Source organism: Paracoccus maritimus (assembly GCF_025195095.1).
GTDB lineage: Bacteria > Pseudomonadota > Alphaproteobacteria > Rhodobacterales > Rhodobacteraceae > Paracoccus > Paracoccus maritimus.
Window position 1 is genome coordinate 287,204 of record NZ_JANAVZ010000002.1, and the last position, 23,161, is coordinate 310,364.

The following is a 23,161-nucleotide window of genomic DNA, read 5'->3' on the forward strand; positions in this document are numbered from 1 at the left end:
GCAGTCCGATCAGGACCGGACAGAGCCTCAAATCACTCGTGAAATTCAACGGATTGCCATTTTGCGCCCCCTGATGTTCTGTGCTAGGAGATGCCGGCAGCCCGGCCTGAAACGGGCGGTCGCACAGCAGAATCGCAGGGCAGGGTAAAGATGGCGCGCTCGAAAATCTCGGCTTCCATGATGGCTGCGGTGTTGGCGGGGATGACGCTGGCGGGGTGTTCGTCGCTTGGTTCGGACGACTCGGACAAGCGGAATCTGGAACGCTTCACCGCCGAACAGATCTATACACGCGGCGAATTCGAACTGGAGAACAGTCGCAGCCCGGAAGACGCCGTCTTCTATTTCAGCGAGGTGGAGCGGCTTTACCCCTATTCCGAATGGGCCAAGCGCGCGCTGATCATGCAGGCTTATGCAAATCACCGGGCCAAGGAATATGAAGAGGCGCGCGGCGCCGCGCAACGGTTCCTCGACACCTATCCCGGTGACGAGGATGCGGCCTATGCACAGTATCTGCTGGCGCTGTCCTATTACGACCAGATCGACGAGGTCGGTCGCGACCAAGGTCTGACCTTCCAGGCGTTGCAGGCCCTGCGCACCGTGATCGAACAATATCCCGACAGCGAATATGCGCGCAGCGCGATCCTGAAGTTTGACCTTGCCTTCGATCACCTTGCGGCGAAGGAAATGGAAATCGGTCGCTATTATCTGAAGCGTGGGCACTACACGGCCGCGATCAACAGATTCCGGGTTGTCGTCGAGGAGTTTCAGACCACGACGCAAACGCCCGAGGCGCTCTTGCGCCTGACCGAAGCCTATCTGGCACTTGGCCTGAACGACGAGGCACAGACCGCAGGGGCCATCCTTGGCTATAACTTCCAGTCGTCGCCCTTCTATGACGATGCCTATCGGCAGTTGCGTGGGCGCGGACTGGCGGCCGAGGCACGTGGCGACAGTTGGCTGAGAAATGTCTATCGTCAAATGATTCAAGGCCGCTGGCTGTGATCGGGGACATGCCGCGCTGACGCGCGGCCTGTGGGGGCGGTATGCTGCGAAGCCTCGAAATCCGGGATATGCTGCTGATCGACCGGCTGGACCTGACGTTCGGGCCGGGTCTCAACGTGCTGACCGGCGAGACCGGAGCGGGCAAGTCAATACTTCTGGATTGTCTGGGTTTCGTGCTTGGCTGGCGGGGTCGTGCGGATCTGGTCCGGCAGGGTGCGTCCCAGGGCGAGGTGACTGCCGTCTTTGATCTGCCTGCGGATCATCCGGCGCGGGCAGTACTGGATGAGGCAGGTCTGTCCATCGACGATGACGAATTGATCTTGCGGCGCGTCAATGGCGGAGACGGGCGCAAGACCGGGTTCGTCAATGATCGCCGCGCCTCGGGCGAGGTTCTGCGGCGGCTGTCCGAATTGCTGATCGAACTACACGGACAGCACGATGATCGGGGGCTGCTCAATCCGCGCGGGCACCGCGCCTTGCTTGATGCGTTCGGCGCACAGGATCTTGGCCCGGTCCGCGCAGCGTGGGCGGCGCGGCGCGAGGCGATGAGGGAACTGGAAGCTGCCGAAGCGGCGCTGACAGCCGCCCGCGAGGAGGAGGATTTCCTGCGACATGCCGTCAAGGAACTGGACGACCTGAACCCGGTGGTTGGCGAGGAACAGGATCTGGATATCCGCCGTCGTGCGATGCAGGCGGCTGAAAGGATCCGCAAGGATGTCGCGCAGGCATTGCACTTGCTGGGACCGGAAGCGGCCGAAGGCGCCATGCTGGATGCCACGCGGTGGTTGGAGACGTCGGCCGACGCAGCCGATGGCCGTCTGGATGAACCCATCGCAGCACTGTCCCGCGCGCTGATCGAACTGGGCGAGGCGCATCGTGGTGTCGAGGATGCCCTGTCGGCGATGGATTTCGATCCCCGCGCACTTGAGGCCGCCGAGGAGCGGCTTTTCGCGCTGCGCGCACTGGCGCGCAAACACGATGTGCTGGCCGATGACCTGCCCGGCCTAGCGGGCCAGTTCCGCGACAGGCTGGACCGCATCGACGCAGGGGATGCGCGGATCGGGGATCTGCGCGCGGCGGCACGTCGCGCGGAAGAGACGTATCATGCTGCGGCCGACAAGCTTAGCCACGAACGGCATCAGGCGGCGATACAGCTTGACCGTGCGGTTTCGGCCGAACTCGCGCCGTTGAAGATGGATCGCGCGGTGTTCGAGACGCGTCTGTCGCCGGCCGACCCCGGCCCAGAGGGCAAGGACAGCGTTGCTTTCACGGTCGCGACCAATCCGGGTGCCCCGGCCGGACCTTTGGACAAAATCGCCTCGGGCGGAGAACTGTCCCGGTTTCTGCTGGCGCTGAAGGTTTGCCTGGCACGCGGCAACGACGCGCTTGTGATGATCTTCGACGAAATCGACCGTGGCGTCGGTGGGGCCACTGCTGATGCCGTTGGCCGCCGTTTGAAACGTCTTGCCCAGGATTCCCAGGTGCTGGTCGTCACCCATTCACCGCAGGTCGCCGCGCAAGGAGACAGGCATTTCCGCGTCGCCAAGTCGGTTGCCGACGGGATGACCACATCCACGGTAACGGCGCTGCCCGACGGCGCGCGGATAGAGGAAATCGCGCGGATGCTGTCGGGCGACAGGATCACCGACGCCGCGACCGAAGCCGCCCGCGCGCTTCTCAGCGGGTAAGCTTGCAGGTGCTGATCCCGAAGATCGAATAGGCGGGGCAAGTTCTCATCAGGCCCGTCAGCAGGGGCACGATGCCAAGCAGATACAGCCAGCGATAGCTTGCATCACCGTCCAGGAAGAACCCCGCGATCAAGGACAGGCCAATCAGGATGCGCAGGAAACGGTCCGCGCCGCCGACATTCCGGGTCATCTTCAGATCTCCTATTTTTTCATTCATGATAATGAATATATAAGCTCGGAATTCTGTCAAGTCACCATTGTCGTGTGCGTGGCGTCACGCCTTGTCGGTGACTGTCGCTGCGGCTACCGTGGGGCCCAGCCAATCAGCCGCAAGGATAGGCCATGTCAGACCGTCGCAATCCCGGCATTGATCTGGACACGTCATTTTTCGCGGATATCCGCATCAATACGCCCGCGGTCGAACGGCGCGCGGCGACCTTGCCGGTGCGTCGCAGCCTCAAGAAGGACTGGCAGGCCGCATGGCTTCTGAACGCGGTGCGCTGCATCGATCTGACGACACTTGCGGGCGACGACACCCCGGATCGCGTCGCGCGCCTGTGTGCGAAGGCACGTCAGCCGATTGCCTCGGATCTGCTGGCCGCGATGGGCGTCGAAGGTCTGACCACAGGTGCGGTCTGCGTCTATCCGACGATGGTCGCCGCCGCCAAGACCGCGCTCGGAAATTCCGGCATACCGGTGGCCAGTGTCGCGACCGGATTTCCCGCCGGGCTGATGCCGTTGGATCTGCGGCTGGCCGAAATCCGCTATGCCATCGATCAGGGTGCCGACGAGATCGACATCGTGATCACTCGCGCCCATGTCCTGCGCGCCGACTGGGGCGCCCTGTATGATGAATTGCGGGCCATGCGCGCAGCCTGTGGCTCCGCGCGGATGAAGGCAATTCTGGCGACTGGCGATCTGAAATCGCTGGAAAATGTTGCGCGTGCCAGTCACGTGGCCATGCAGGCTGGCAGCGACTGGATCAAGACATCGACGGGGAAAGAAGGCATCAACGCCACTCTGCCCGTCTCGTTGGTGATGTGCCGCGCGATCCGCGACTATTGCGCGCGGACCGGACACAGGGTCGGCTTCAAGCCCGCCGGAGGATTGCGGACTGCCAAGGATGCGATCAGTTGGCAGGTGCTGATGCGCGAGGAGCTTGGACGCGATTGGCTGTCGCCGGACCTGTTCCGCATCGGCGCCAGCAGTCTTCTGGGCGATATCGAAAGACAGATCAGCCACCACGTCACCGGCCGATACGCCGCCGGTCATCGTCAAGCCATTGCCTGAGGAAGATATGAGCCGCGTGAGCGAAATCATGGAAAACATGGAATATGGTCCGTCGATCGAGGACAGCGATGCGGTGCGCGACTGGTTGCGCGGCCGAAGCCCCTTCGGCCACTTCATCGGCGGCAAGTTCACACGGTCCGGCACGACCTTCACTACACGCGACCCTTCCACGGGCGAGGTGCTGGCCGAGGTCACGCAAGGCGGCGACCAAGACGTGGCCGAGGCCGTCAGGGCCGCCCGCAAGGCGCAAAACAAATGGTCGGGATTATCGGGCACCGAGCGTGCAAGGTATCTCTATGCAATCGCGCGTCACATCCAGAAACGCGAACGGTTCCTGTCGGTTCTGGAAACCCTGGATAATGGCAAGCCGATCCGAGAAAGCCGCGATATCGACATTCCGCTGGCCGCGCGGCATTTCTATCACCATGCCGGATGGGCGGAATTGCGAGACAGCGAATTTCCCGGTCACGCGCCGCTTGGCGTTTGCGGACAGATCATTCCCTGGAACTTTCCGCTGCTGATGCTGGCCTGGAAGATCGCGCCGGCGCTGGCGGCCGGGAATACCGTCGTGTTGAAGCCTGCTGAATATACACCCCTGACGGCGCTGGCCTTTGCCGAGATTTGCCAAGAGGTCGGATTGCCCGCAGGCGTCGTCAACATCGTGACCGGCGACGGGGCAACGGGCGCGGCGCTGGTTCAGGCCGAACTGGACAAGATCGCGTTTACCGGCTCGACCGAGGTGGGGCGCGCCATTGCGGACAGCCTTGCCGGGACAGGCAGGAAGCTGACCCTTGAACTGGGCGGCAAGTCGCCGTTCGTCGTGATGGATGACGCCGATCTGGACGCGGCGGTGGAAGGGGTCGTCGATTCGATCTGGTTTAACCAGGGGCAGGTCTGCTGTGCGGGCTCGCGCATTCTGGTGGCAGAAGCGGTGGCGGAACGCTTCGAGGCTCTGCTGCGCGCGCGGATGGAAAGACTGCGTATCGGACAGCCGCTGGACAAATCCACCGATATCGGCGCCATCGTCGATCCAGTGCAGAAGGACCGGATCCTGTCGATCTGCACCGAGGCAATCGGGGCGGGCGCAGAACTGATCGGCGGTCAGCAGGGCGAAGGTTGCTTTATCGCACCGGGCTATCTGCGCAACATCGCGCCCGCAAATCCGGGTATGCAGCAGGAAATATTTGGCCCCATCGCCACGCTTTCGACATTTCGTACCGCGGATGAGGCAGTCGAACTGGCCAACAACACACGCTACGGGCTGGCCGGATCGGTCTGGTCAGAAAGCGCGACGGTCGCCACCGATATCGCCGCGCGGATCAAGGCCGGGGTCATCTGGATCAACTGCGCGAACATGTTCGACGCCAGCGCGCCCTTCGGCGGATATCGCGAAAGCGGCTTTGGTCGCGAGGGCGGGCGCGCAGGCATGCTGGACTATCTGTCCGAACCAAAGGTGAAATCAGCCAGGGACCCGGCGCCGAGGCAGCCTGTGTTGATCGACGGTGCCGAAGGCAAGGGCCACGATATCGACCGCACGATGAAGCTGTATCTGGGCGGCGCGCAGAAGCGCCCCGATGGCGGGGCCATGTACAAGGTGCCCGGCGGGCTTGCGCCCCTGGGCAACCGCAAGGACATTCGCAACGCCGTCGAGGCTGCGGCTAAATCAGGAAAATGGGCTGCGATGGGCGGTCATGCGCGCGCGCAGGTGCTGTATTACATCGCCGAGAACCTGTCCGCCCGCGCCGACGACTTTGCCAAGCGAACCAATCGACAGGAAACCGACGCGGCCATCGCCCGCGCGTTCCAATATGCAGCTTGGGCCGACAAGTTCGACGGTACGAATGTGCAGGCAAAACCGGGCCATCTGGTCAATGTGCTGCCCGAACCGTACGGCGTGATGGCCATCGCCTGTCCGAACACCCAACCGCTGGCGGCATTCATGTCGCTGGTGATGCCCGCCATCGCGATGGGCAACAATGTCGTCGTCATTCCCGCGCAGGACGATCCGCTGGTGCTGTCGGACCTGTATCAGGTGTTCGATACCTCGGATCTGCCCGGCGGTGTGGTCAACATCGTCACGGGCGTCCGCGATGAATTGGCCCGCACGGCCGCCGCACATGATGGGGTGGCCGCGATGTGGTATGTCGGGGATCGTGACGGGCTGGCATCTGTCGAACGCGACGCGGGCGGCAACCTGAAACCCGTCTGGTCGCCCGCAAATCGCGACTGGACCAAGCCTGACGCGCAAGGCGCCGTGTTCCTCCGTCACGCGATCCAGTGGAAGACGATCTGGCTGCCTTACGGCGCCTTGCCCGAGGGCAGTGGCGGCGCGGCCTATTGAGATGAAAAGGGGGCTGTCTGCCCCCTCTTGTCTCGTGGCCGATTCACCCCTGAGGGTTTTTTCGCGAAGAAGCAGCGGCCAGAGGATCTGGGGGACGTCAGCGACCTCGAATCCGCGGATCCATCGCGTCGCGCAGGCCGTCACCGATATAGTTCACGCACAGCACCGTCAGCGAGATGAAGACGCCCGGCAGGATCACCCGGCTGGGATACAGCACCATCTGGTCGACGGCGTCGTAAAGCAGCCGACCCCAGGTCGGAAAATCAGGTGGAAACCCAAGACCCAGAAAACTGAGCGCGCTTTCGGTGATGATCGCGGTGGCGATCCCCAGCGTCGCGGCGACCATGATCGGTGACATCACGTTGGGCAGGATATGGCGCAGGATCATCCGGCGAGGCGGCGTGCCGATGGATCTTGCCGCCAGGATGAATTCGCGTTCCTTCAGGCCCAGAACATCGCCGCGCACGATCCGCGCCGATTGCATCCAACTGGTTGCGCCGATGGCCGACACGATCAGGATGAAGATCCCCATCGCGGGACCGAAATTCTGCGACAGCGGCTCGCGGAACAGCGTCACCATCAGCAACAGCAGGGGCAGAAGGGGCAGAGCCAGAAACAATTCGGTCATGCGCATCAGCGGCGCATCGAGACGCCGGAAATAGCCCGCCATCACGCCGATGAAACTGCCAAGGGTGACAGCGATGATCATTGCCGTCAGCCCGACAGCGATTGACACGCGTCCGCCCGCCATCAGGCGGGCCAGCATGTCGCGGCCCAGTTGGTCGGTTCCCAGGGGATGGGCTGCGACAAAGCCCGAGTTGCGTGCACGGATATCGACATAGGTCGGGTCGATGGTCCACAGAAGCGGTCCAATCGAAACGAACAGAAGTACGCCGGCGAACAGCACAAGCGCCACCATGGCGCCCTTGTGGCTGCGGAACTGCCGCCAGACATCGCGCCACTGGCTGCGCGTCTGGTCGCCGGCATGCACCGGGTCGTCGGGCGGCAGGTCGCTGGTGACGGGCGCGGCCGAAGCGGTTTCATCGACCAGTTCTCGGGTATCCAGCCGTGCCTGGCGGTCGGTTTCAGTCATAGCGGATCCTCGGGTCGAGCACGCCGTAGAGTATGTCGGCGATCAGGGTGAACATCACGATCAGGATCGCGAACAGGAAGGTCACCGTCAGCACCATCGGCAGGTCGTTGGCGTAGATGGCGGTGATCAGCAACTGCCCCAACCCGTTCACCTTGAACACCTGTTCGGTGATCAGCGCGCCGCCGAAGACGGTCGGCAACCCCAGCGCGATCACTGTCACGACCGGGATCAGGCTGTTGCGCAGCACATGCTTCAACACCACGGTCCGTTCGCCCAACCCCTTGGCACGCGCGGTGCGGACATAGTCCTGCCCCAGATTGTCCAGCATGGACGCGCGCATGAAACGACTGACCTGCGCGGCATTATAAAGTGCCAGGACCGTCACCGGCATCACCATCTGTCGGACCTGGGCCATGAAGCTGTCCCAGTCGCGCACTTCCAGCGTCGTGTCATAGACCGACGGAAACCACTGCAGCTTCACGCCGAAGATGATGATCATGACGACGCCGGTGAAGAAGGTCGGCATCGAGAAGCCGATCATCGACACGAAGGTGCCTACCTGATCGAACCATGAATACTGCTTGTAGGCCGACAGGATGCCGATCGGAATCGCGATCATGACTCCGACGACATAGGACATTCCCACCACGATCAGCGTCTGCGGCACGCGCTGCGCGATCACGTCGAAGACCGGGCTGCGGGACTGGAAGCTGATGATCCGCTGCATGCCGTCGCTGAAGGATGTCCCGAAGACCTGATCGAACCAGAACAACGGCTCGACCCAGAAGAACTGCTTCAGCCAAAGCACATAGCGAATATACCACGCTTGGCCCAGACCCAGCGCCTCGCGCATCCTTTCCTTCACCTCGGGTGGCACGGTCAGCGGCACGTCACCCAAGGGGTCGCCTGGCGACGCCTCGAGCAGCAGGAAGATCACCAGTGATATGAACAGCAGCGTCGGAATGGCCAGCAGCAATCGGCGGATGGTGAAGTTGAGCATCTGGACCTCTTTCACAGGTCTTGAGATCTGCCCGCACCGGTATTGCCGTGGGTCTGGCGCGGACGATGTGACATGACTTCCGGCGGTGCCGGTCTGCGGGACCGTCGGGGCAGGGCGCCGTTTTCGGGGACGGAACGGAAACCCTGAACCTTTTCCTTGTCCGCGTCGATCCGGGATCGCCGCTCGCCCAAGGGCCCACGCCGATCAATGACCGGCGTGGTGAGGTGCATGATCAACTCATTCCGTCTTGCGATGCCACTCCGCGACGTTCCACAGCTCCGTATCCCAGGCGTTCAGTTCGACCCCGCCAAGCGTATCGCTGACCGCCGAGGCGGTGCCGCGATAGACCAACGGAATGATCGCGTTGCTGTCCTTGGTGATCAGGTCGTTCATCTGTTGGCCCAGCTTGCCGCGAGCTTCCAGATCGACTGTCTTTCCCAGTTCCGCAAGCAGTTCGTCATGCTTCGGATCGCAGAAGCGACTGGTATTCTCGCCCTGCCACTGGTTCTCGGGGCCGGGCGCCTTGTTGCAGGTATTCTTCGCCAGATACGGCTCGGGGTTGTTGCCTTCGAAGTTGTTGGCATACATCTCGACATCTGCATAGAATTTTTGCAGCGTGTCGGGCGAGCCCGCGTCACTGCCGAAGAACACCGAGGCATCGACGGTCTTCAACTCGGTCTCGATTCCGATTTCCGACCACCACTGCTTGATCAGCGCCTGAAAATCCTGACGCACGGCGTTGACCGAGGTCTGGAAGACCATCGACAGGCGCACGCCGTCCTTTTCGCGCACGCCATCGCCGCCCGGCACCCAACCTGCCTCGTCCAGCAATGCCTTGGCACCCTCTATATCCTGGGTCAGGCATTCGGTGTTGTCCGAGGCCCATGCCGCGGGCGCGGGAACAAGATTGCAGGTTGGTTTGCCGGCCTGTCCGTAACCGATCTCGGTCAGCAGGTTGCGGTCGATTGCCATCGACAGCGCCTTGCGTACAGCGGGATCGGTCAGGAACGGATGCGGATGCTTGGTTGTCGACCGCTCGCCTTCGGGCAGCGACGACGACGGATCGGTCAGGTTGACGTGGATCCGTTCGACAAGGCTGCCAAACGCCGCCTGCACATGGCCCTTGCCATTGGCCTCCATCCCCTCAAGCACTTCGGGTGCAAGCTGGGTGTTCCAGGCATAGTCGAACTCGCCGGTTTCCAGCACCGAACGCGCCGCTGCCGCCGCATCGCCGCCGCCCTTCATGGTCAGCGTCGCGAAGGCGGGCTTGTCAGGGTCGCGATATTCGGGATTGGCCTCGAAGGTGATGACGTCGTTGGTCTTGAACTCGACCACCTTGAACGGGCCGGTGCCGATCGGGTTGAAGTTCTGGTCGGTGCAGGTGGGGGCCGCCGAACCGATGCATTGTTCGAACTGCGCCTTTTGCAGGATCGGGGACTGACCGCCCACAAAGGCAGAAAACGGATCGGGGTGCGGTTCCGTGAAGGTGACCTTGACGGTCAGTGGATCGACGGCTTCAACGCTTTCGACACCCTCGAATTTTGCCAGCTGTGCGCAGCCGCCATCGGGATGCATGCAATAATTGGCGGTGAATACGACGTCATCGGCGGTCAGGTCGGTCCCGTCAGACCACTTGATCCCCTCTTTCAGCTTCCATGTGACGGTCTTCAGATCCTCGGAAATGCCGCCATTCTCGATCGACGGCAGTTCGGTCGCCAGGCGCGGCGTCAGCGTGCCTTCGGGGGTAAAACTTGCCAGCGGCTCCAGCGTCATGCTGGCGGCGATGATATCCTTGGTGCCGCTGGACAGATACAGATTCATCGTCGATGGCGCCTGCCACATGATGACATTGACCTGACCATCGGCGCCTCGCTCGGCCATCGCCGCCGGCGCAAACGCCATCGTGGCCGCCGCGCTCATCAACAAGGTTCTCAGTTTCATCGCTTGCTCCTGTTGGGTGTCCGAACCCGCGGGATTCCGGTCAGGCGGTTTTCCCAAGCCGTTGTCTGGCTTTCATTATTCATTGCCTTCCCCGTTTGGCCGGGTGTGTTGTTGGGTGCCGTCATCCCTGCGGACTGCGATCAGTTTCAAACGAAGCCCATTTGGAAAGCAAGTCCAATCGCGCGGCGGTTGCCGCGAGGTTTCGTCTTTGACTTTCTACGCACGCCCGCTAGCCTTTGCGGAAGACCTGATCTGGGGGTGCCGTATGCTGGACGAAAAACCGCTTGTTTCCATTGAGAAACTTCGTGTCGAGTTCGAAACAAATGACGGCGTCGTGGTGGGCGTCAAGGATGTCAGCTTCGACATCAAGCCCGGCGAATGCGTCTGCGTGGTGGGGGAATCCGGATCCGGCAAGTCGGTCAGCTCGCTGTCGCTGATGCGGCTTGTCGAATTCGGCGGCGGCACGATCACCAAGGGCCGGCTGATGTTCGATCCCGGCGATGGAACCATGGTTGATCTGGCACAGCAATCGTCCCCCACGATGCGCGATATCCGCGGCAACAAGATCGGCATGATCTTCCAAGAGCCGATGACCGCGCTGAACCCGGTCTTCACCGTCGGCGATCAGTTGACCGAGGGGCTGATCGAACATCGCGGGATGGACAAGAAACAGGCCCGTGCCCGCGCGCTTGAGATCCTGAAGCAGGTCCGCATCCCCGAGCCAGAACGTCGATTGGATCAGTACCCGCATGAATTGTCGGGCGGTATGCGCCAGCGCGTCGTCATTGCCATCGCGATGGCCTGCGAGCCACGACTGCTGATCTGCGACGAACCCACCACCGCGCTGGACGTGACGATCCAGGCCGAGATCCTGGCCCTGATCGACAGGTTGAAACGCGAAAAGCAGATCGCCGTGCTGTTCATCACCCATGACATGGCGGTGGTCGCGCAGATGGCCGACCGCGTGGTGGTGATGTATCGCGGCGACAAGGTCGAAGAAGGGCCGGTCACCGACATCTTCGAAAACCCGCGCGAGGATTATACCAAGATGTTGCTGGCCGCCGTCCCGCGTCTGGGCGAGATGACCGGTAAGGCCGCGCCCGAAAGGCTGCGCCTGATGCGCGACGGGTCCATGGGACAGCCCGAACCCATCATCGTCAAGGATCCAAGGCCGCTGCTGACGGTTCAGAACCTGATCACGCGATTTGCGGTCAAGGGCGGCCTGCTGCGGCGTATCGTGGCGAATGTCCACGCCGTCGAGGATGTCAGCTTCACCATCAACGCCGGCGAGACGATGTCGCTGGTGGGGGAATCGGGTTGCGGAAAATCGACCTGCGGCCGGTCGATCCTGCGGCTGGTCGAACCGAATTCGGGTCATGTCACCCTTGGCGACACAGATATTCTGGCATTGTCGCAGTCGGATCTGCGCAAGGCACGTCGCGATATGCAGATGATATTTCAGGATCCGTTCGCCAGCCTCGATCCGCATATGAAACTGTATGATCAGGTCGCCGAGCCGATGCAGAATTACGGCATCGGCAGCCGCAGCGAACGCGAGGACCGGATCGCGCAACTTTTCGACCGGGTCGAACTGCCACGCAGCTTCATGCGGCGATATCCGCACGAAATGTCGGGCGGGCAGCGCCAGCGAATAGCCATCGCCCGCGCACTTGCACTGAACCCGAAGCTTATCGTCGCGGATGAGGCGGTTTCCGCGCTGGACGTATCCGTGCAGGCGCAGGTGCTGAACCTGCTGATGGAGTTGCAGCAGGATCTGGGGATCTCGATGCTCTTCATCAGTCACGACATGGCGGTCGTGGAACGCGTGAGCCACCATGTCGGCGTGATGTATCTGGGCCGCATCGTCGAGATGGGCACAAGGCAGCAGGTCTTCGAAAATCCCCAGCACAGCTATACCAGACAGTTGATGCTGGCCGTGCCGGTCGCAGATCCGCGTCAGAAGAAGATCAGCGAGGACCTGAGCTTCACGCCGATCCCGTCGCCGATTCATCCGGTGGATCACGTGGCCCAACCCTCGGTCTATCGCGAGGTCGCACCGGGGCATCGTGTTCTGGTCGATCCGGTGACCCATTCGTGAGGACAGCCCCGCCGATCGGCCCGGACTGTGCGCCGCGTTTTCGTGACCCTCTGCCCGATGCGGCAGATGTCGTGGTTATAGGCGGCGGTATCGCGGGTATCACGACGGCGCTGTATCTGGCGCGCGAGGGGCTTTCGGTCGTGCTGTGCGAAAAAGGCGTGATCGCGGGCGAACAATCGTCACGCAACTGGGGCTGGATCCGGGCGCAGGGTCGCGATGCAGCCGAAATCCCGATCATGATGCAGGCCAGGGATCTGTGGCGCGACCTGTCGCGGGAACTGGGCCACGAACTTGGCCTCAGGGTCTGCGGTGTCACATATCTGGCGGATGATCGGGCTGCCATGGACCGCTATGAGGCCTGGTTGGGAATTGCCCGGCAGCACGGGCTGGACAGCCGGCTGATGGGGCAGGCCGAACTGGCGACAGCGCTGCCAAATCGGGCGGGCTGGATCGGCGGTCTGATCACGCCTTCCGACATGCGGGCGGAGCCGGCGTCCGCCGTGCCCGGCATCGCGCGGCTTGCCGCCGCTGACGGGGTAGTCATTCGTGAACACTGCGCGGTGCGTGCCCTTGATTTCAGCGCCGGACATCTTTCGGGCGTGCTGACCGAAGATGGACCTGTCCGCTGCGATCGTGTGTTGCTGGCCGGGGGGGCATGGTCGGGGCTGTTCGCTGGCAATGCGGGACTGTCCGTTCCGCAGCTTTCGGTTCGGGCCACCGTCGCCGCGACCGAACAGATGCCAGATTTCTGGACCGGCGCCGCTGCGGGTTCGAATTTCGCCTTCCGACGCCGCGAGGATGGCGGCTATACACTGGCGCCCGGAATGGCGCATGATTTCTGGATCGGCCCGGCGGCATTCCGCCATCTGCGCGCCTATCTGCCGATGATGCGCCGCGACCTGCGCCTGACCCGACTGCAACCCTCTGCGCCGCGCGGCTTTCCCGACGCATGGACCACGGCGCGCCGCTGGTCGCCCGACCGGAAAACCCCGTTCGAGGCGATGCGCGTACTGTCGCCTGCACCGAACCTCGCCCGCGTCGCGCGGCTGCAGGATGACTTCGCCGCAGCCTTTCCGCAGGTCGGCCGCCCCAGGATACGGGCAGCATGGGCCGGGATGATCGACACGCTGCCCGATCAGGTGCCTGTCCTGGATGAAACCACCTTGCCGGGTTTCTTTGTCGCGACCGGATTGTCCGGTCACGGCTTTGGAATTGGCCCCGGGGTCGGCCGCGTGATGGCCGATCTGATCCGAGGGGTCGATCCCCGCCATGACCTGACACGTTTCCGGTTCAGCCGCTTCTTCGATGGTTCGGGGATCAAGCTGGGCCCTGACCTCTAGCGCCGCAAGCGCCGTCTGGCTTCACAATCGTCTGAGGCCGGGGATGAAAAGATGACATCTTCTCGTGTCCGGCTATGCTGACAGCCGCGCGGTATCTCGCCATGGGGAACATGACAATGAATGCTCGCTGCAAACTTCTGGCGGCTCTAAATTCGGCCAATTCGACGACTGGGTTGTTTCCGCGTGGCAGAAACAATGCCATGTCAGCTTTTGTCGCGTTCGCCGTACTTTTGGCCGTGCCGTATTCGCAAGCGTCTGCGCAGGCCGGGGCCGGCGACGACGTTCCCTCTGCGCAGCGGATCTGGCGTCATCTGCTGGATAATCCGTTGACCGAAGATGGGGCGGAAAACCAAGAATCCGCGCCAACCGCAGAGATGACAACGTCGGTCGATGCCGACCGGTCGTCTCACCGCCCCGTCGCGCAGACGGATGAGGCCTCGCTTGCCCGGGCCCGGGTTGTCATTCATCATCCGTCATCCTCCGGTGAGGCGGTGTCGCAGGCCGTGGCCAGCCGTCTGCGCAACGCAGGGGCGGGCGAGGTCGAGATACGACGGGTTCCGTTCGGGATCGATCAGGAAAGCATCCGCTTTTTCTTCGGGGCCGATCGCGGCGTTTCGGAAGATATCGGGACTTTGATCGCGCCCGAGCGCAGGGCCGAGGTGCAGGACTTTACCCATTACGCGCCTGCACCGCGCAGGGGCACGGTTGAAATCTGGCTGCGCTGACGGCTATCCGATGCCCCCCGTCCGGCGGTTCACGGCCTGTGCGGTCTGTCGTGCCCCTGATACTTCCAGGCTTCGCGGATCGGACTTTGCGAGCTTTGTGCAAGCCGTTCGCGCAGGCGCAACGCAAGCGGTGACAGCGGACGCCGCCGCAGATCCAGAAGATAATATGGCGACACCCGCAGATCGTGGCGCACGCTCAGCCGACTGAAGCCGGCGGAAACGGGCGGTTCGATCAGCAGGTCGGCAACTTCGTCCGAAACCGGGGCGATCGCATTGCTTTGCGCAAGATAGGCCATGGTCAGAAGAAGCGACGGACTGTTGACGACATTCGCCGGTTCGGGCAACCCGACATTAGCAAAGGCGGCCAGTGTGGCCTCTCGGATGGGGGCGCCACGCTGCTGCATGATCCATTCGCTGCCTGCCAGTTCGGTCAGCGTGACCGAATGCGATCTGGCCAACGGGTGGGACGAGCGGGCGATGAAGACGACCCGTTCGTCGCGCATTGGCAGAATGTTGAAATCATGGCTGTCGAATTCCGGCAGAATGCGCGCCAGAACCAGATCCATCTCTCCGGCTTCCAGATGGGTCAGCAATTCGCGCGACGGCATCACGTCAACGGTGATGTCCGCCTCGGGCGCTTCGTGCTTGATCTGCCTTATCGCACCGACCAGGTGGCTGACAGCCGGTCCGGTGACCGCGCCCACGCGAACCGCACCGGCATAGCCTTCGCGCAATCCGCGAACATCGGTCTCGATACTGGCCATTTCGCGGATGATGGCACGGGCGCGGCGAAGGACCGCGATCCCGATCTCGGTCGGTTCCATCCCCTTGGGCTGTCGGATGAACAACGGCGCGCCGATCTGGCGTTCGGTCTCTGCCAGCATGCGCGAGGCGGCCGGTTGGGTCATCGCCAGCGCCTCTGCCGCGACCTGCAGCTGATGATGGGTGGCGATCTGGTGGATCAACCGAAGCTGCGCGGGTTTCAGGGTCAGCCGAGGGATTGACATAACATTACCGGTATGCAGATTGCACGATTTCTCATTTTACCGACATGTCATCACCCTGCTACAACTTTCTCACCGACACAGGGACGTGACCCGGACCGGGCACGGCAGGGAGGAAATATCATGAAAATCAGAAACGCCGCGGTCGCGCTGGCGATCGGAGTCTCGTGGCTGGCGTCCGGCGCGATGGCTGAAACCGTGGGCATCTCGATGCCGACGAAATCCTCGGCCCGCTGGATCGACGATGGCAACAACATGGTCAAGCAGTTTCAGGACGCAGGCTACGACACCGACCTGCAATATGCCGAGGATGACATTCCCAACCAGCTTGCGCAGGTCGAGAACATGATCACCAAGGGTGTGGATGTCCTGGTGATCGCGGCCATCGACGGCACCACTTTATCCAACGCGCTGGCCAATGCGAAGGCCGCAGACATCAAGGTGATCGCATATGACCGGCTGATCCGCGATACGCCAGACGTGGACTATTACGCGACCTTCGACAATTTCAAGGTTGGGGTAGAACAGGCGAATTCGCTGGTCGAAGGACTGAACGAACGGTTCCCCGACGAGAAGCCGTGGAACGTCGAACTGTTCGGCGGCAGCCCCGACGACAACAATGCCTATTTCTTCTATGACGGGGCGATGTCGGTTCTGCAGCCGATGATCGACGCAGGCGACATCGCGATTCCGTCCGGTCAGATGGGCATGGATACGGTCGGCACGCTGCGCTGGGACGGCGCGGTTGCGCAAGCGCGGATGGATAACCTTCTGTCGGCAAACTACACCGACAAGAAGGTGCAGGGCGTGTTGTCGCCCTATGACGGATTGTCCATCGGCATACTGTCTTCGCTGAAGGGCGTCGGCTATGGCTCGGGCGACATGGCGATGCCGATCGTCACCGGCCAGGACGCCGAGGTTCAGTCGGTCAAATCCATCCTTGCCGGTGAACAATATTCGACGGTGTTCAAGGACACGCGTGAACTGGCCCGTGTCACAGTGGGCATGGTCGAGGCAATGCTGAAGGGCGGCGAGCCGGAGATCAACGACACCGAAACCTATGACAACGGCGTCAAGGTCGTGCCGTCCTACCTGCTGGAGCCAGTGGGCGTGGACAAGTCGAACTGGGAAGAGGTGCTGATCGGATCGGGTTACTACACCGCCGATCAGATCCAGTAGCGGCGTTCCTCGGGGGGACGGGGCCGCGTGCCATGATGCGCGGTCCCGCTGTGAAGGGAAGACAGGCATGGCCGCGCTTCTGGAAATGCACAACATCACCAAGACATTTCCCGGTGTGAAGGCGCTGGACAATGTCAGCCTTGAGGTTCGCGAGGGCGAGATCCACGCGATCTGCGGCGAAAACGGTGCCGGAAAATCGACACTGATGAAGGTGCTGTCGGGTGTCTATCCGGTCGGGACATATGACGGCCAGATCGTCTATGACGGTCAGCCTGCCCGCTTTTCCGGGATCCGCGACAGCGAGGATCGGGGCATCATCATCATTCACCAGGAACTTGCGCTAGTGCCGCTGCTGACCGTGGCCGAGAACATCTTTCTGGGAAACGAACGTGCAAGTCGCGGTGTGATCGACTGGCCCGAGACATTTCGCCAGACCGAGGCACTACTGGCCAAGGTCGGTCTGCGCGAGACGCCGGGCACCAAGGTCGACAGTCTTGGCGTCGGCAAGCAGCAACTGGTCGAGATCGCGAAGGCCCTGTCCAAGAATGTCCGCCTGCTGATCCTGGACGAGCCGACGGCGGCCCTTTCCGAAGGCGACAGTCAGGCGCTGCTGGATCTGCTGCTGGAACTGAAATCGCAGGGTGTGACCAGCATCATCATCAGTCACAAGCTGAACGAGGTCCGCCGCATCGCCGACAGCGTGACGGTCATCCGCGACGGGGCGACGATTTCCACCATCGATGCGCGGGGCGGTGACCTGACCGAGGATCGGATCGTGCGCGATATGGTCGGCCGCGACATGGCGCACCGCTATCCCGACCGGGATCGCCGCGCAGGCGACACCGTGTTCGAACTGAAGGATTGGAATGTCTGGCATCCCGAACATGCCGATCGCCAGATGATCCGCGACCTGTCGATGACCGTGCGCGGCGGCGAGGTCGTTGGCATCGCCGGGCTTATGGGGGCGGGCCGGACCGAACTGGCGATGAGTATCTTCGGACGTTCCTACGGGCGCAACATCTCGGGTCAGGTGCTGATGCATGGCAAGCCGGTCGATGTCTCGACGGTGGATCGGGCGATCAAGGCCGGGCTGGCCTATGTCACCGAGGATCGCAAGTCGCTTGGCCTGATCCTCGAAGAAACCATCCGTCGCAACACGGTGCTGGCCAATCTTGATGCGGTCGCCACGCGCGGCGTGGTCGAGGAGGGGCGCGAAACCGCCGTGGCCGAAAAATATCGCGACGTGCTGTCGATCCGCACGCCATCGGTTTTCCAGAAGGTCATGAACCTGTCGGGCGGCAACCAGCAGAAGGTGGTTCTGGCCAAATGGCTGTTCACCGAACCCGACCTGCTGATCCTGGACGAGCCGACGCGCGGCATCGATGTCGGCGCCAAGTATGAAATTTACAGCATCATCAACGATCTCAGCGCTGCGGGTAAGGCCGTCATCATGATTTCGTCCGAGATGCCCGAACTGTTGGGCATGTGCGACCGGATCCATGTGATGAACGAAGGCCGCTTCGTGGGTGAACTGACCGCCGAAGAGGCCAGTCAGGAAGCCATCATGTCGCTGATCGTAAGGGAATAGGAACATGACCGCCAACCAGACCGACCAGACCGCCCGCGCGCCGGGGATCGGCATCGGCGCCTATATCGCCAAGCATATCCGCGAATACGGACTGCTTTTCGCGCTGATCGCGATCATGGCCTTTTTCCAGGTCGTCACCGGCGGCGTTCTGCTGAAACCCGTCAACATCACCAATCTGTTCCTGCAGAACAGCTATATCATCATCATGGCGCTGGGGATGCTGCTGGTGATCGTGGGCGGCAATATCGATCTGTCGGTCGGTTCGGTCATGGGATTCATCGGCGCGCTGGCTGCCGTGATGATCGTCAGCTGGCAGATTCCGGTCGGCGTGGCGATGCTGGTCTGCCTGGTGGCCGGCATGGTGATCGGCGGCATCCAGGGCTATTTCGTGGCATACTGGAAAATCCCGTCATTCATCGTGACGCTGGCCGGGATGCTGGTCTTTCGCGGGCTGTCGCTGTGGCTGCTGGCGGGACAATCCATCGGGCCGTTCCCGCGCAGCTTTCAGGCCTTGTCCACAGGTTTCATCCCTGACCTGTTCGGAGTGGGCCGGCCGAACGCGCTGGCCATGACGATCGGCGTTGCCGCCGTTCTGCTGATCCTGTGGCTGGGGCTGCGGACGCGCGCCCGGAACGCCCGCTACGGCATCGAGGACGAGCCATGGGGCCTGTTCATCCTGCGCAACGCCATCGTGGCGGCGGCACTGTTGTTCGTGACCTGGAAGCTGGCCTGGTTCCGCGGCCTGCCGAATGTGCTGCTGTCGATGGTGATCCTGACGGTGATCTATGTCTTCCTCACCGAGCGCACGACGCTTGGCCGCCGGATCTATGCGGTCGGCGGCAATGCCAAGGCCGCCAAGCTGTCGGGCATCCGGACCGAACGTCTGACCTTCCTGACCTTCGTCAACATGGGGCTGCTGGCTGCATTGGCCGGGCTGGTCTTCGCGGCGCGGCTGAACACGGCGACGCCCAAGGCGGGGTTCGCGGTCGAATTGGACGTGATCGCGGCAGTGTTCATCGGCGGTGCGTCGATGTCGGGTGGCGTCGGCAAGATCGTCGGCGCGGTGGTCGGCGCCTTCATCATGGGTGTGATGAACAACGGCATGTCCATCATGGGGATCGGTATCGACTATCAACAGGTCATCAAGGGACTGGTGTTGTTGGCCGCGGTCTTCTTCGACGTCTACAACAAGAACAAGGAAGCCTGAGCCATGTTTCTGTCGCAACTTCACTTGCCCGACGGAACGCGTGTCGTGGCGAAGCGCCAAGGCGAGACGGCCCATCTGGTGCGCGGTGCGTCAGGCACCCGAGAACTGGCGCTGGCGGCCATCGAGGCCGGGCGCAGCTTGGCGGACGAGGTCGCCTTCCGTGGCGTAGGCGATCCCGTCGATCTTCCAGCGGCGCTGGCCCAGGGTCGAATGCTGCCGCCGGTCGATCATATCGATCCCGCACATCTGCACATGACCGGCACCGGGCTGACGCATCTGGGCAGCGCCTCGACCCGCGACGCGATGCATCAGAAGACCGACCCCGAGGATCTGACCGACAGCATGAAGATGTTCCGCATGGGGCTGGAAGGCGGCAAGCCCGCGGCAGGGCAGATCGGCGCGCAGCCCGAATGGTTCTACAAGGGCAACGGATATGCCGCCGTTGCCCCGGGTGCGGCACTGACCAGCCCCGGCTTTGCGCTGGACGCGGGCGAGGAACCTGAAATCGCGGGTCTTTATGTCATCGCGACCGATGGCCGACCCTTTCGTCTTGGCTTTGCCCTTGCCAATGAATTCTCGGATCATGTGACCGAGCGCGGCAACTATCTGTGGCTGGCACATTCCAAGCTGCGCCCGGCCAGCTTTGGTCCCGAAATGCTGGTCGGCGATCTTCCTGCACATATCGAAGGCGTCAGCCGGGTGATCCGGGACGGCAGCACGATCTGGGAAAAACCCTTCCTGTCGGGCGAGGCCAACATGTCCCACAGCCTGGCCAATCTGGAACATCATCATTTCAAGTATGCGCTGTTCCGGCAACCGGGAGATGTGCATGTCCACTTCTTCGGGACCGCGACGCTGTCGTTCGCCGACGGCATCTCGACCCGCCCAGGCGACGAATTCCAGATAGAATGCACAGCCTTTGGCCTGCCTTTGCGCAACGCCATCACCCAAGACCCCAATGACGCGGCTCCGGTCGCCGTCGCAGCCCTATAGGTGCGCCATGTCCTTCACCCCCGCAAAATGGCCCCGCAAACTGCGCTCTCAGGAATGGTATGGGGGCAATTCGCGTGACACGATCTATCACCGCGGCTGGCTGAAAAATCAGGGCTATCCGCATGACCTGTTCGACGGCCGCCCGATCATCGGCATCCTGAACACATGGTCCGACCTGACGCCATGCAACGGGCATCTGCGGGAACTGGCAGAGAAGGTGAAAGCCGGCGTCTGGGAGGCCGGTGGCTTTCCGGTCGAGGTTCCGGTGTTCTCGGCGTCCGAAAACACATTCCGCCCGTCGGCGATGATGTTTCGCAATCTGGCGGCGTTGGCGATCGAGGAAACGATACGCGGACAGCCGATGGACGGAGCGGTGCTGCTGGTCGGCTGCGACAAGACCACGCCTTCGCTGATGATGGCGGCTGCATCGACGGACATCCCGTCAATCGTCGTCACCGGCGGGCCGATGCTGAACGGCTGGTTCCGGGGCGAACGTGTCGGATCGGGCACCCATCTTTGGAAATTTTCCGAAGCCGTGAAAGCCGGCGACATGACGCAGGACGAGTTCCTGGAGGCCGAGGCATCGATGTCGCGATCCTCCGGCACCTGCAACACGATGGGCACGGCGTCGACCATGGCCTCGATGGCCGAGGCGCTTGGCATGGCATTGTCCGGCAATGCCGCCATCCCGGCGGTGGACAGCCGCCGCCGGGTGATGGCGCAACTGTCCGGTCGGCGGATCGTGCAGATGGTCAAGGACGACCTGAAACCCAGCGACATCCTGACGAAACAGGCCTTCGAGAACGCAATCCGGACGAACGGTGCGATCGGCGGATCCACCAACGCGGTCGTGCATCTGCTGGCCTTGGCTGGTCGGGTCGGGGTCGATGTGACGCTGGACGATTGGGACCGCTGCGGGCGCGACGTGAAGACCATTGTGAACCTGATGCCATCGGGCAAGTACCTGATGGAAGAGTTTTTCTATGCGGGTGGCCTGCCTGTCGTCCTGCGTCGTCTGGGCGAGGCGGGACAGTTGCACAGGGACGCACTGACCGTCAGCGGTGGCCCGATTTGGGACGAGGTGAAGGACGTCACCAACTGGAACGAGGATGTGATCCTGCCCGCCGACCGGCCGCTGACCGATCAAGGGGGAATCGCAGTGCTGCGGGGCAATCTGGCGCCGAACGGCGCGGTCCTTAAGCCTTCTGCGGCCAGTCCGCATCTGCTGACCCATCGCGGTCGCGCCGTCGTGTTCGAGGATATCGACGATTACAAGGCCAGGATCATCGACGACGATCTGGATATCGACGAGACCTGCGTGATGGTCCTGAAGAACTGCGGTCCGCGCGGCTATCCAGGCATGGCCGAGGTCGGGAATATGGGCCTGCCGCCCAAGGTTCTGAAAAAGGGCATCACCGATATGGTGCGCATTTCGGACGCGCGCATGTCCGGCACCGCCTACGGCACCGTGGTGCTGCATACCAGCCCCGAGGCAGCGGCCGGCGGCCCGCTGGCGGTGGTCCGGGACGGCGACATGATCGAACTGGACGTGCCCAACCGCCGCCTGCATGTCGAGATCAGCGATCAGGAAATGGCCGCGCGTCTGGCAAAATGGCAGCCGCAGCCCGGCCTGCCCGAAAGCGGTTACGCCTGGCTGCATCAGCAGCATGTGATGGGCGCGGATACCGGTGCGGACATGGACTTCCTGCGCGGCTGTCGCGGCAACCCGGTCGGAAAGGACAGCCACTGATGGCACGCAACAGAGTTGCCCTTGTCGGTATTGGAAAGATCGCGCTTGACCAGCACGTGCCCGCGCTGGCGGCCAGCCCCGACTGGGAATTGGCCGCGACGGTCAGCCGTCACGGATCGGTCGAGGGGATCGAGGGTTTTGCGGACATCCAGACCATGCTGGATAAGCGTCCGGATATCGGCACAGTCAGCCTTTGCCTGCCGCCCGTGCCACGGTTTCACGCCGCGCAGGCGGTCCTGCGGGCAGGTCGCAACCTGATGCTGGAAAAACCACCCGGCGCGACGCTGGCCGAGGTGCATATTCTGCGCGACCTGGCGCAGGCGCAAGGTGTCAGCCTTTATGCCACTTGGCACAGCAGGATGGCCGAGGGTGTCGAGGCCGCCCGCCGTCTGCTGGCCGATCGTGTGATACACGAAGGCCGGATCACATGGCGCGAGGATGTGCGCAAATGGCATCCCGGACAGGACTGGATCTTCGAGGCCGGTGGGATGGGGGTCTTCGATCCCGGCATCAACGCGCTGTCGATCCTGACCAGGATCCTCCCGGTTCCGGTTCATCTGACCGCGGCCGATCTGGACTTTCCCGCAAATCGTCAGGCACCGATCGCCGCGCGCCTGACGTTCTCGGGCGGGATCACTGCCGATTTCGATTTCCGGCAGCAAGGCCCGCAGACCTGGGACATGGAATTTAAGACCGACCAAGGCATCGTCGCCCTGCGGATGGGGGGCAACCGGCTGGAAATAGACGGCCACAAGGCCGGGGGCGACGACAGCATCATGGGCGAATACCCGGCGCTTTATGCGCGCATGGCGGAACTGTTGCGGGACAATGCGTCGGATGTGGATCTGTCGCCGATGGTGCTGGTCGCGGACGCGTTCACGCTGGGACGCCGCGGCATCGTCGAACCGTTCGAATTCTGAAG

General features: G+C 62.5%; 18 protein-coding genes. 13 read left to right on the forward strand and 5 right to left on the reverse strand.

Going from position 1 to position 23,161, the window contains the following annotated elements; translation table 11 throughout:
• Nucleotides 1-150: 150 nt before the first annotated feature.
• Nucleotides 151-1,002, forward strand: a complete 852-nt coding sequence (locus tag MU516_RS04400) for an outer membrane protein assembly factor BamD (protein ID WP_260275976.1) — start codon at nt 151-153, stop codon at nt 1,000-1,002.
• 41 nt (nt 1,003-1,043) lie between these two features.
• Nucleotides 1,044-2,690 (forward strand): DNA repair protein RecN, encoded by a 1,647-nt coding sequence (gene recN, locus MU516_RS04405; RefSeq protein WP_260275977.1) that lies wholly within the window; start codon nt 1,044-1,046, stop codon nt 2,688-2,690.
• Here recN and MU516_RS04410 read toward each other — a convergent pair.
• Entirely contained in the window at nt 2,680-2,880 is a 201-nt protein-coding gene (locus MU516_RS04410) for a YgaP family membrane protein (RefSeq protein ID WP_260275978.1), read from the reverse strand. The two genes, recN and MU516_RS04410, sit on opposite strands and share 11 nt — an antisense overlap.
• Nucleotides 2,881-3,032: 152 nt before the next feature.
• Here MU516_RS04410 and deoC point away from each other — a divergent pair, with 152 nt between their 5' ends.
• On the forward strand, nt 3,033-3,980 hold the full coding sequence (gene deoC / locus MU516_RS04415) for a deoxyribose-phosphate aldolase (protein ID WP_260275979.1): 948 nt from the start codon (nt 3,033-3,035) through the stop codon (nt 3,978-3,980).
• A gap of 7 nt (nt 3,981-3,987) precedes the next feature.
• Nucleotides 3,988-6,321 (forward strand): aldehyde dehydrogenase family protein, encoded by a 2,334-nt coding sequence (locus MU516_RS04420; protein ID WP_260275980.1) that lies wholly within the window; start codon nt 3,988-3,990, stop codon nt 6,319-6,321.
• Nucleotides 6,322-6,418: 97 nt separating this feature from the next.
• Here MU516_RS04420 and MU516_RS04425 read toward each other — a convergent pair whose 3' ends face one another.
• The 3 genes from MU516_RS04425 to MU516_RS04435 form a co-directional block, all read right to left on the reverse strand.
• Nucleotides 6,419-7,414 (reverse strand): ABC transporter permease, encoded by a 996-nt coding sequence (locus MU516_RS04425; protein ID WP_260275981.1) that lies wholly within the window; start codon nt 7,412-7,414, stop codon nt 6,419-6,421.
• The gene (locus tag MU516_RS04430; protein WP_260275983.1) at nt 7,407-8,414 is read right to left on the reverse strand and encodes an ABC transporter permease; all 1,008 of its coding nucleotides are present in this window, start codon (nt 8,412-8,414) and stop codon (nt 7,407-7,409) included. The genes MU516_RS04425 and MU516_RS04430 overlap by 8 nt, the downstream gene beginning before the upstream one ends.
• Nucleotides 8,415-8,651: 237 nt before the next feature.
• Entirely contained in the window at nt 8,652-10,355 is a 1,704-nt protein-coding gene (locus MU516_RS04435) for a peptide ABC transporter substrate-binding protein (RefSeq protein ID WP_260275984.1), read from the reverse strand.
• A gap of 265 nt (nt 10,356-10,620) precedes the next feature.
• Here MU516_RS04435 and MU516_RS04440 point away from each other — a divergent pair, with 265 nt between their 5' ends.
• From MU516_RS04440 to MU516_RS04450, 3 genes are all read left to right on the forward strand, one after another.
• Nucleotides 10,621-12,453: an ABC transporter ATP-binding protein gene (locus MU516_RS04440; RefSeq protein WP_260275985.1), complete on the forward strand. Its 1,833-nt coding sequence runs from the start codon at nt 10,621-10,623 to the stop codon at nt 12,451-12,453.
• Nucleotides 12,450-13,793, forward strand: coding sequence for an NAD(P)/FAD-dependent oxidoreductase (locus tag MU516_RS04445; RefSeq protein WP_260275987.1), 1,344 nt, complete (start codon nt 12,450-12,452; stop codon nt 13,791-13,793). Before MU516_RS04440 ends, MU516_RS04445 begins: the two co-directional genes overlap by 4 nt.
• Nucleotides 13,794-13,993: 200 nt before the next feature.
• The gene (locus MU516_RS04450) at nt 13,994-14,518 is read left to right on the forward strand and encodes a hypothetical protein (RefSeq protein ID WP_260275988.1); all 525 of its coding nucleotides are present in this window, start codon (nt 13,994-13,996) and stop codon (nt 14,516-14,518) included.
• 29 nt (nt 14,519-14,547) lie between these two features.
• Here MU516_RS04450 and MU516_RS04455 read toward each other — a convergent pair whose 3' ends face one another.
• A complete protein-coding gene (locus tag MU516_RS04455; RefSeq protein WP_260275989.1) occupies nt 14,548-15,525 on the reverse strand; it encodes a LysR family transcriptional regulator in 978 nt (325 codons plus the stop codon).
• A 120-nt stretch (nt 15,526-15,645) separates the two neighbouring features.
• Between MU516_RS04455 and chvE the strand changes: the two genes are divergently transcribed.
• From chvE to MU516_RS04485, 6 genes are all read left to right on the forward strand, one after another.
• Nucleotides 15,646-16,701: a multiple monosaccharide ABC transporter substrate-binding protein gene (gene chvE, locus MU516_RS04460; protein WP_260275990.1), complete on the forward strand. Its 1,056-nt coding sequence runs from the start codon at nt 15,646-15,648 to the stop codon at nt 16,699-16,701.
• A 67-nt stretch (nt 16,702-16,768) separates the two neighbouring features.
• Nucleotides 16,769-18,289 carry a multiple monosaccharide ABC transporter ATP-binding protein gene (mmsA, locus tag MU516_RS04465; protein WP_260275991.1) on the forward strand — a complete coding sequence of 507 codons (1,521 nt, stop codon included), beginning with the start codon at nt 16,769-16,771 and terminating at the stop codon, nt 18,287-18,289.
• Between the two features lie 4 nt (nt 18,290-18,293).
• Nucleotides 18,294-19,496 (forward strand): multiple monosaccharide ABC transporter permease, encoded by a 1,203-nt coding sequence (gene mmsB, locus MU516_RS04470; RefSeq protein WP_260275993.1) that lies wholly within the window; start codon nt 18,294-18,296, stop codon nt 19,494-19,496.
• 3 nt (nt 19,497-19,499) lie between these two features.
• Nucleotides 19,500-20,489 (forward strand): AraD1 family protein, encoded by a 990-nt coding sequence (gene araD1 / locus MU516_RS04475; RefSeq protein WP_260275995.1) that lies wholly within the window; start codon nt 19,500-19,502, stop codon nt 20,487-20,489.
• 7 nt (nt 20,490-20,496) lie between these two features.
• Nucleotides 20,497-22,239 (forward strand): L-arabinonate dehydratase, encoded by a 1,743-nt coding sequence (gene araD, locus MU516_RS04480; protein WP_260275996.1) that lies wholly within the window; start codon nt 20,497-20,499, stop codon nt 22,237-22,239.
• Nucleotides 22,239-23,159 (forward strand): Gfo/Idh/MocA family protein, encoded by a 921-nt coding sequence (locus MU516_RS04485; RefSeq protein ID WP_260275997.1) that lies wholly within the window; start codon nt 22,239-22,241, stop codon nt 23,157-23,159. Before araD ends, MU516_RS04485 begins: the two co-directional genes overlap by 1 nt.
• Nucleotides 23,160-23,161 lie beyond the last annotated feature (2 nt).

Excerpts from the sequence above, each read along its gene's own strand:
- MU516_RS04400 (WP_260275976.1), top strand. The coding sequence starts at position 151 with ATGGCGCGCTCGAAAATCTCGGCTTCCATGATGGCTGCGGTGTTGGCG.
- recN (WP_260275977.1), top strand. The coding sequence starts at position 1,044 with ATGCTGCGAAGCCTCGAAATCCGGGATATGCTGCTGATCGACCGGCTG.
- MU516_RS04410 (WP_260275978.1), bottom strand. The coding sequence starts at position 2,880 with ATGACCCGGAATGTCGGCGGCGCGGACCGTTTCCTGCGCATCCTGATT.
- deoC (WP_260275979.1), top strand. The coding sequence starts at position 3,033 with ATGTCAGACCGTCGCAATCCCGGCATTGATCTGGACACGTCATTTTTC.
- MU516_RS04420 (WP_260275980.1), top strand. The coding sequence starts at position 3,988 with ATGAGCCGCGTGAGCGAAATCATGGAAAACATGGAATATGGTCCGTCG.
- MU516_RS04425 (WP_260275981.1), bottom strand. The coding sequence starts at position 7,414 with ATGACTGAAACCGACCGCCAGGCACGGCTGGATACCCGAGAACTGGTC.
- MU516_RS04430 (WP_260275983.1), bottom strand. The coding sequence starts at position 8,414 with ATGCTCAACTTCACCATCCGCCGATTGCTGCTGGCCATTCCGACGCTG.
- MU516_RS04435 (WP_260275984.1), bottom strand. The coding sequence starts at position 10,355 with ATGAAACTGAGAACCTTGTTGATGAGCGCGGCGGCCACGATGGCGTTT.
- MU516_RS04440 (WP_260275985.1), top strand. The coding sequence starts at position 10,621 with ATGCTGGACGAAAAACCGCTTGTTTCCATTGAGAAACTTCGTGTCGAG.
- MU516_RS04450 (WP_260275988.1), top strand. The coding sequence starts at position 13,994 with ATGTCAGCTTTTGTCGCGTTCGCCGTACTTTTGGCCGTGCCGTATTCG.
- MU516_RS04455 (WP_260275989.1), bottom strand. The coding sequence starts at position 15,525 with ATGTCAATCCCTCGGCTGACCCTGAAACCCGCGCAGCTTCGGTTGATC.
- chvE (WP_260275990.1), top strand. The coding sequence starts at position 15,646 with ATGAAAATCAGAAACGCCGCGGTCGCGCTGGCGATCGGAGTCTCGTGG.
- mmsA (WP_260275991.1), top strand. The coding sequence starts at position 16,769 with ATGGCCGCGCTTCTGGAAATGCACAACATCACCAAGACATTTCCCGGT.
- mmsB (WP_260275993.1), top strand. The coding sequence starts at position 18,294 with ATGACCGCCAACCAGACCGACCAGACCGCCCGCGCGCCGGGGATCGGC.
- araD1 (WP_260275995.1), top strand. The coding sequence starts at position 19,500 with ATGTTTCTGTCGCAACTTCACTTGCCCGACGGAACGCGTGTCGTGGCG.
- araD (WP_260275996.1), top strand. The coding sequence starts at position 20,497 with ATGTCCTTCACCCCCGCAAAATGGCCCCGCAAACTGCGCTCTCAGGAA.
- MU516_RS04485 (WP_260275997.1), top strand. The coding sequence starts at position 22,239 with ATGGCACGCAACAGAGTTGCCCTTGTCGGTATTGGAAAGATCGCGCTT.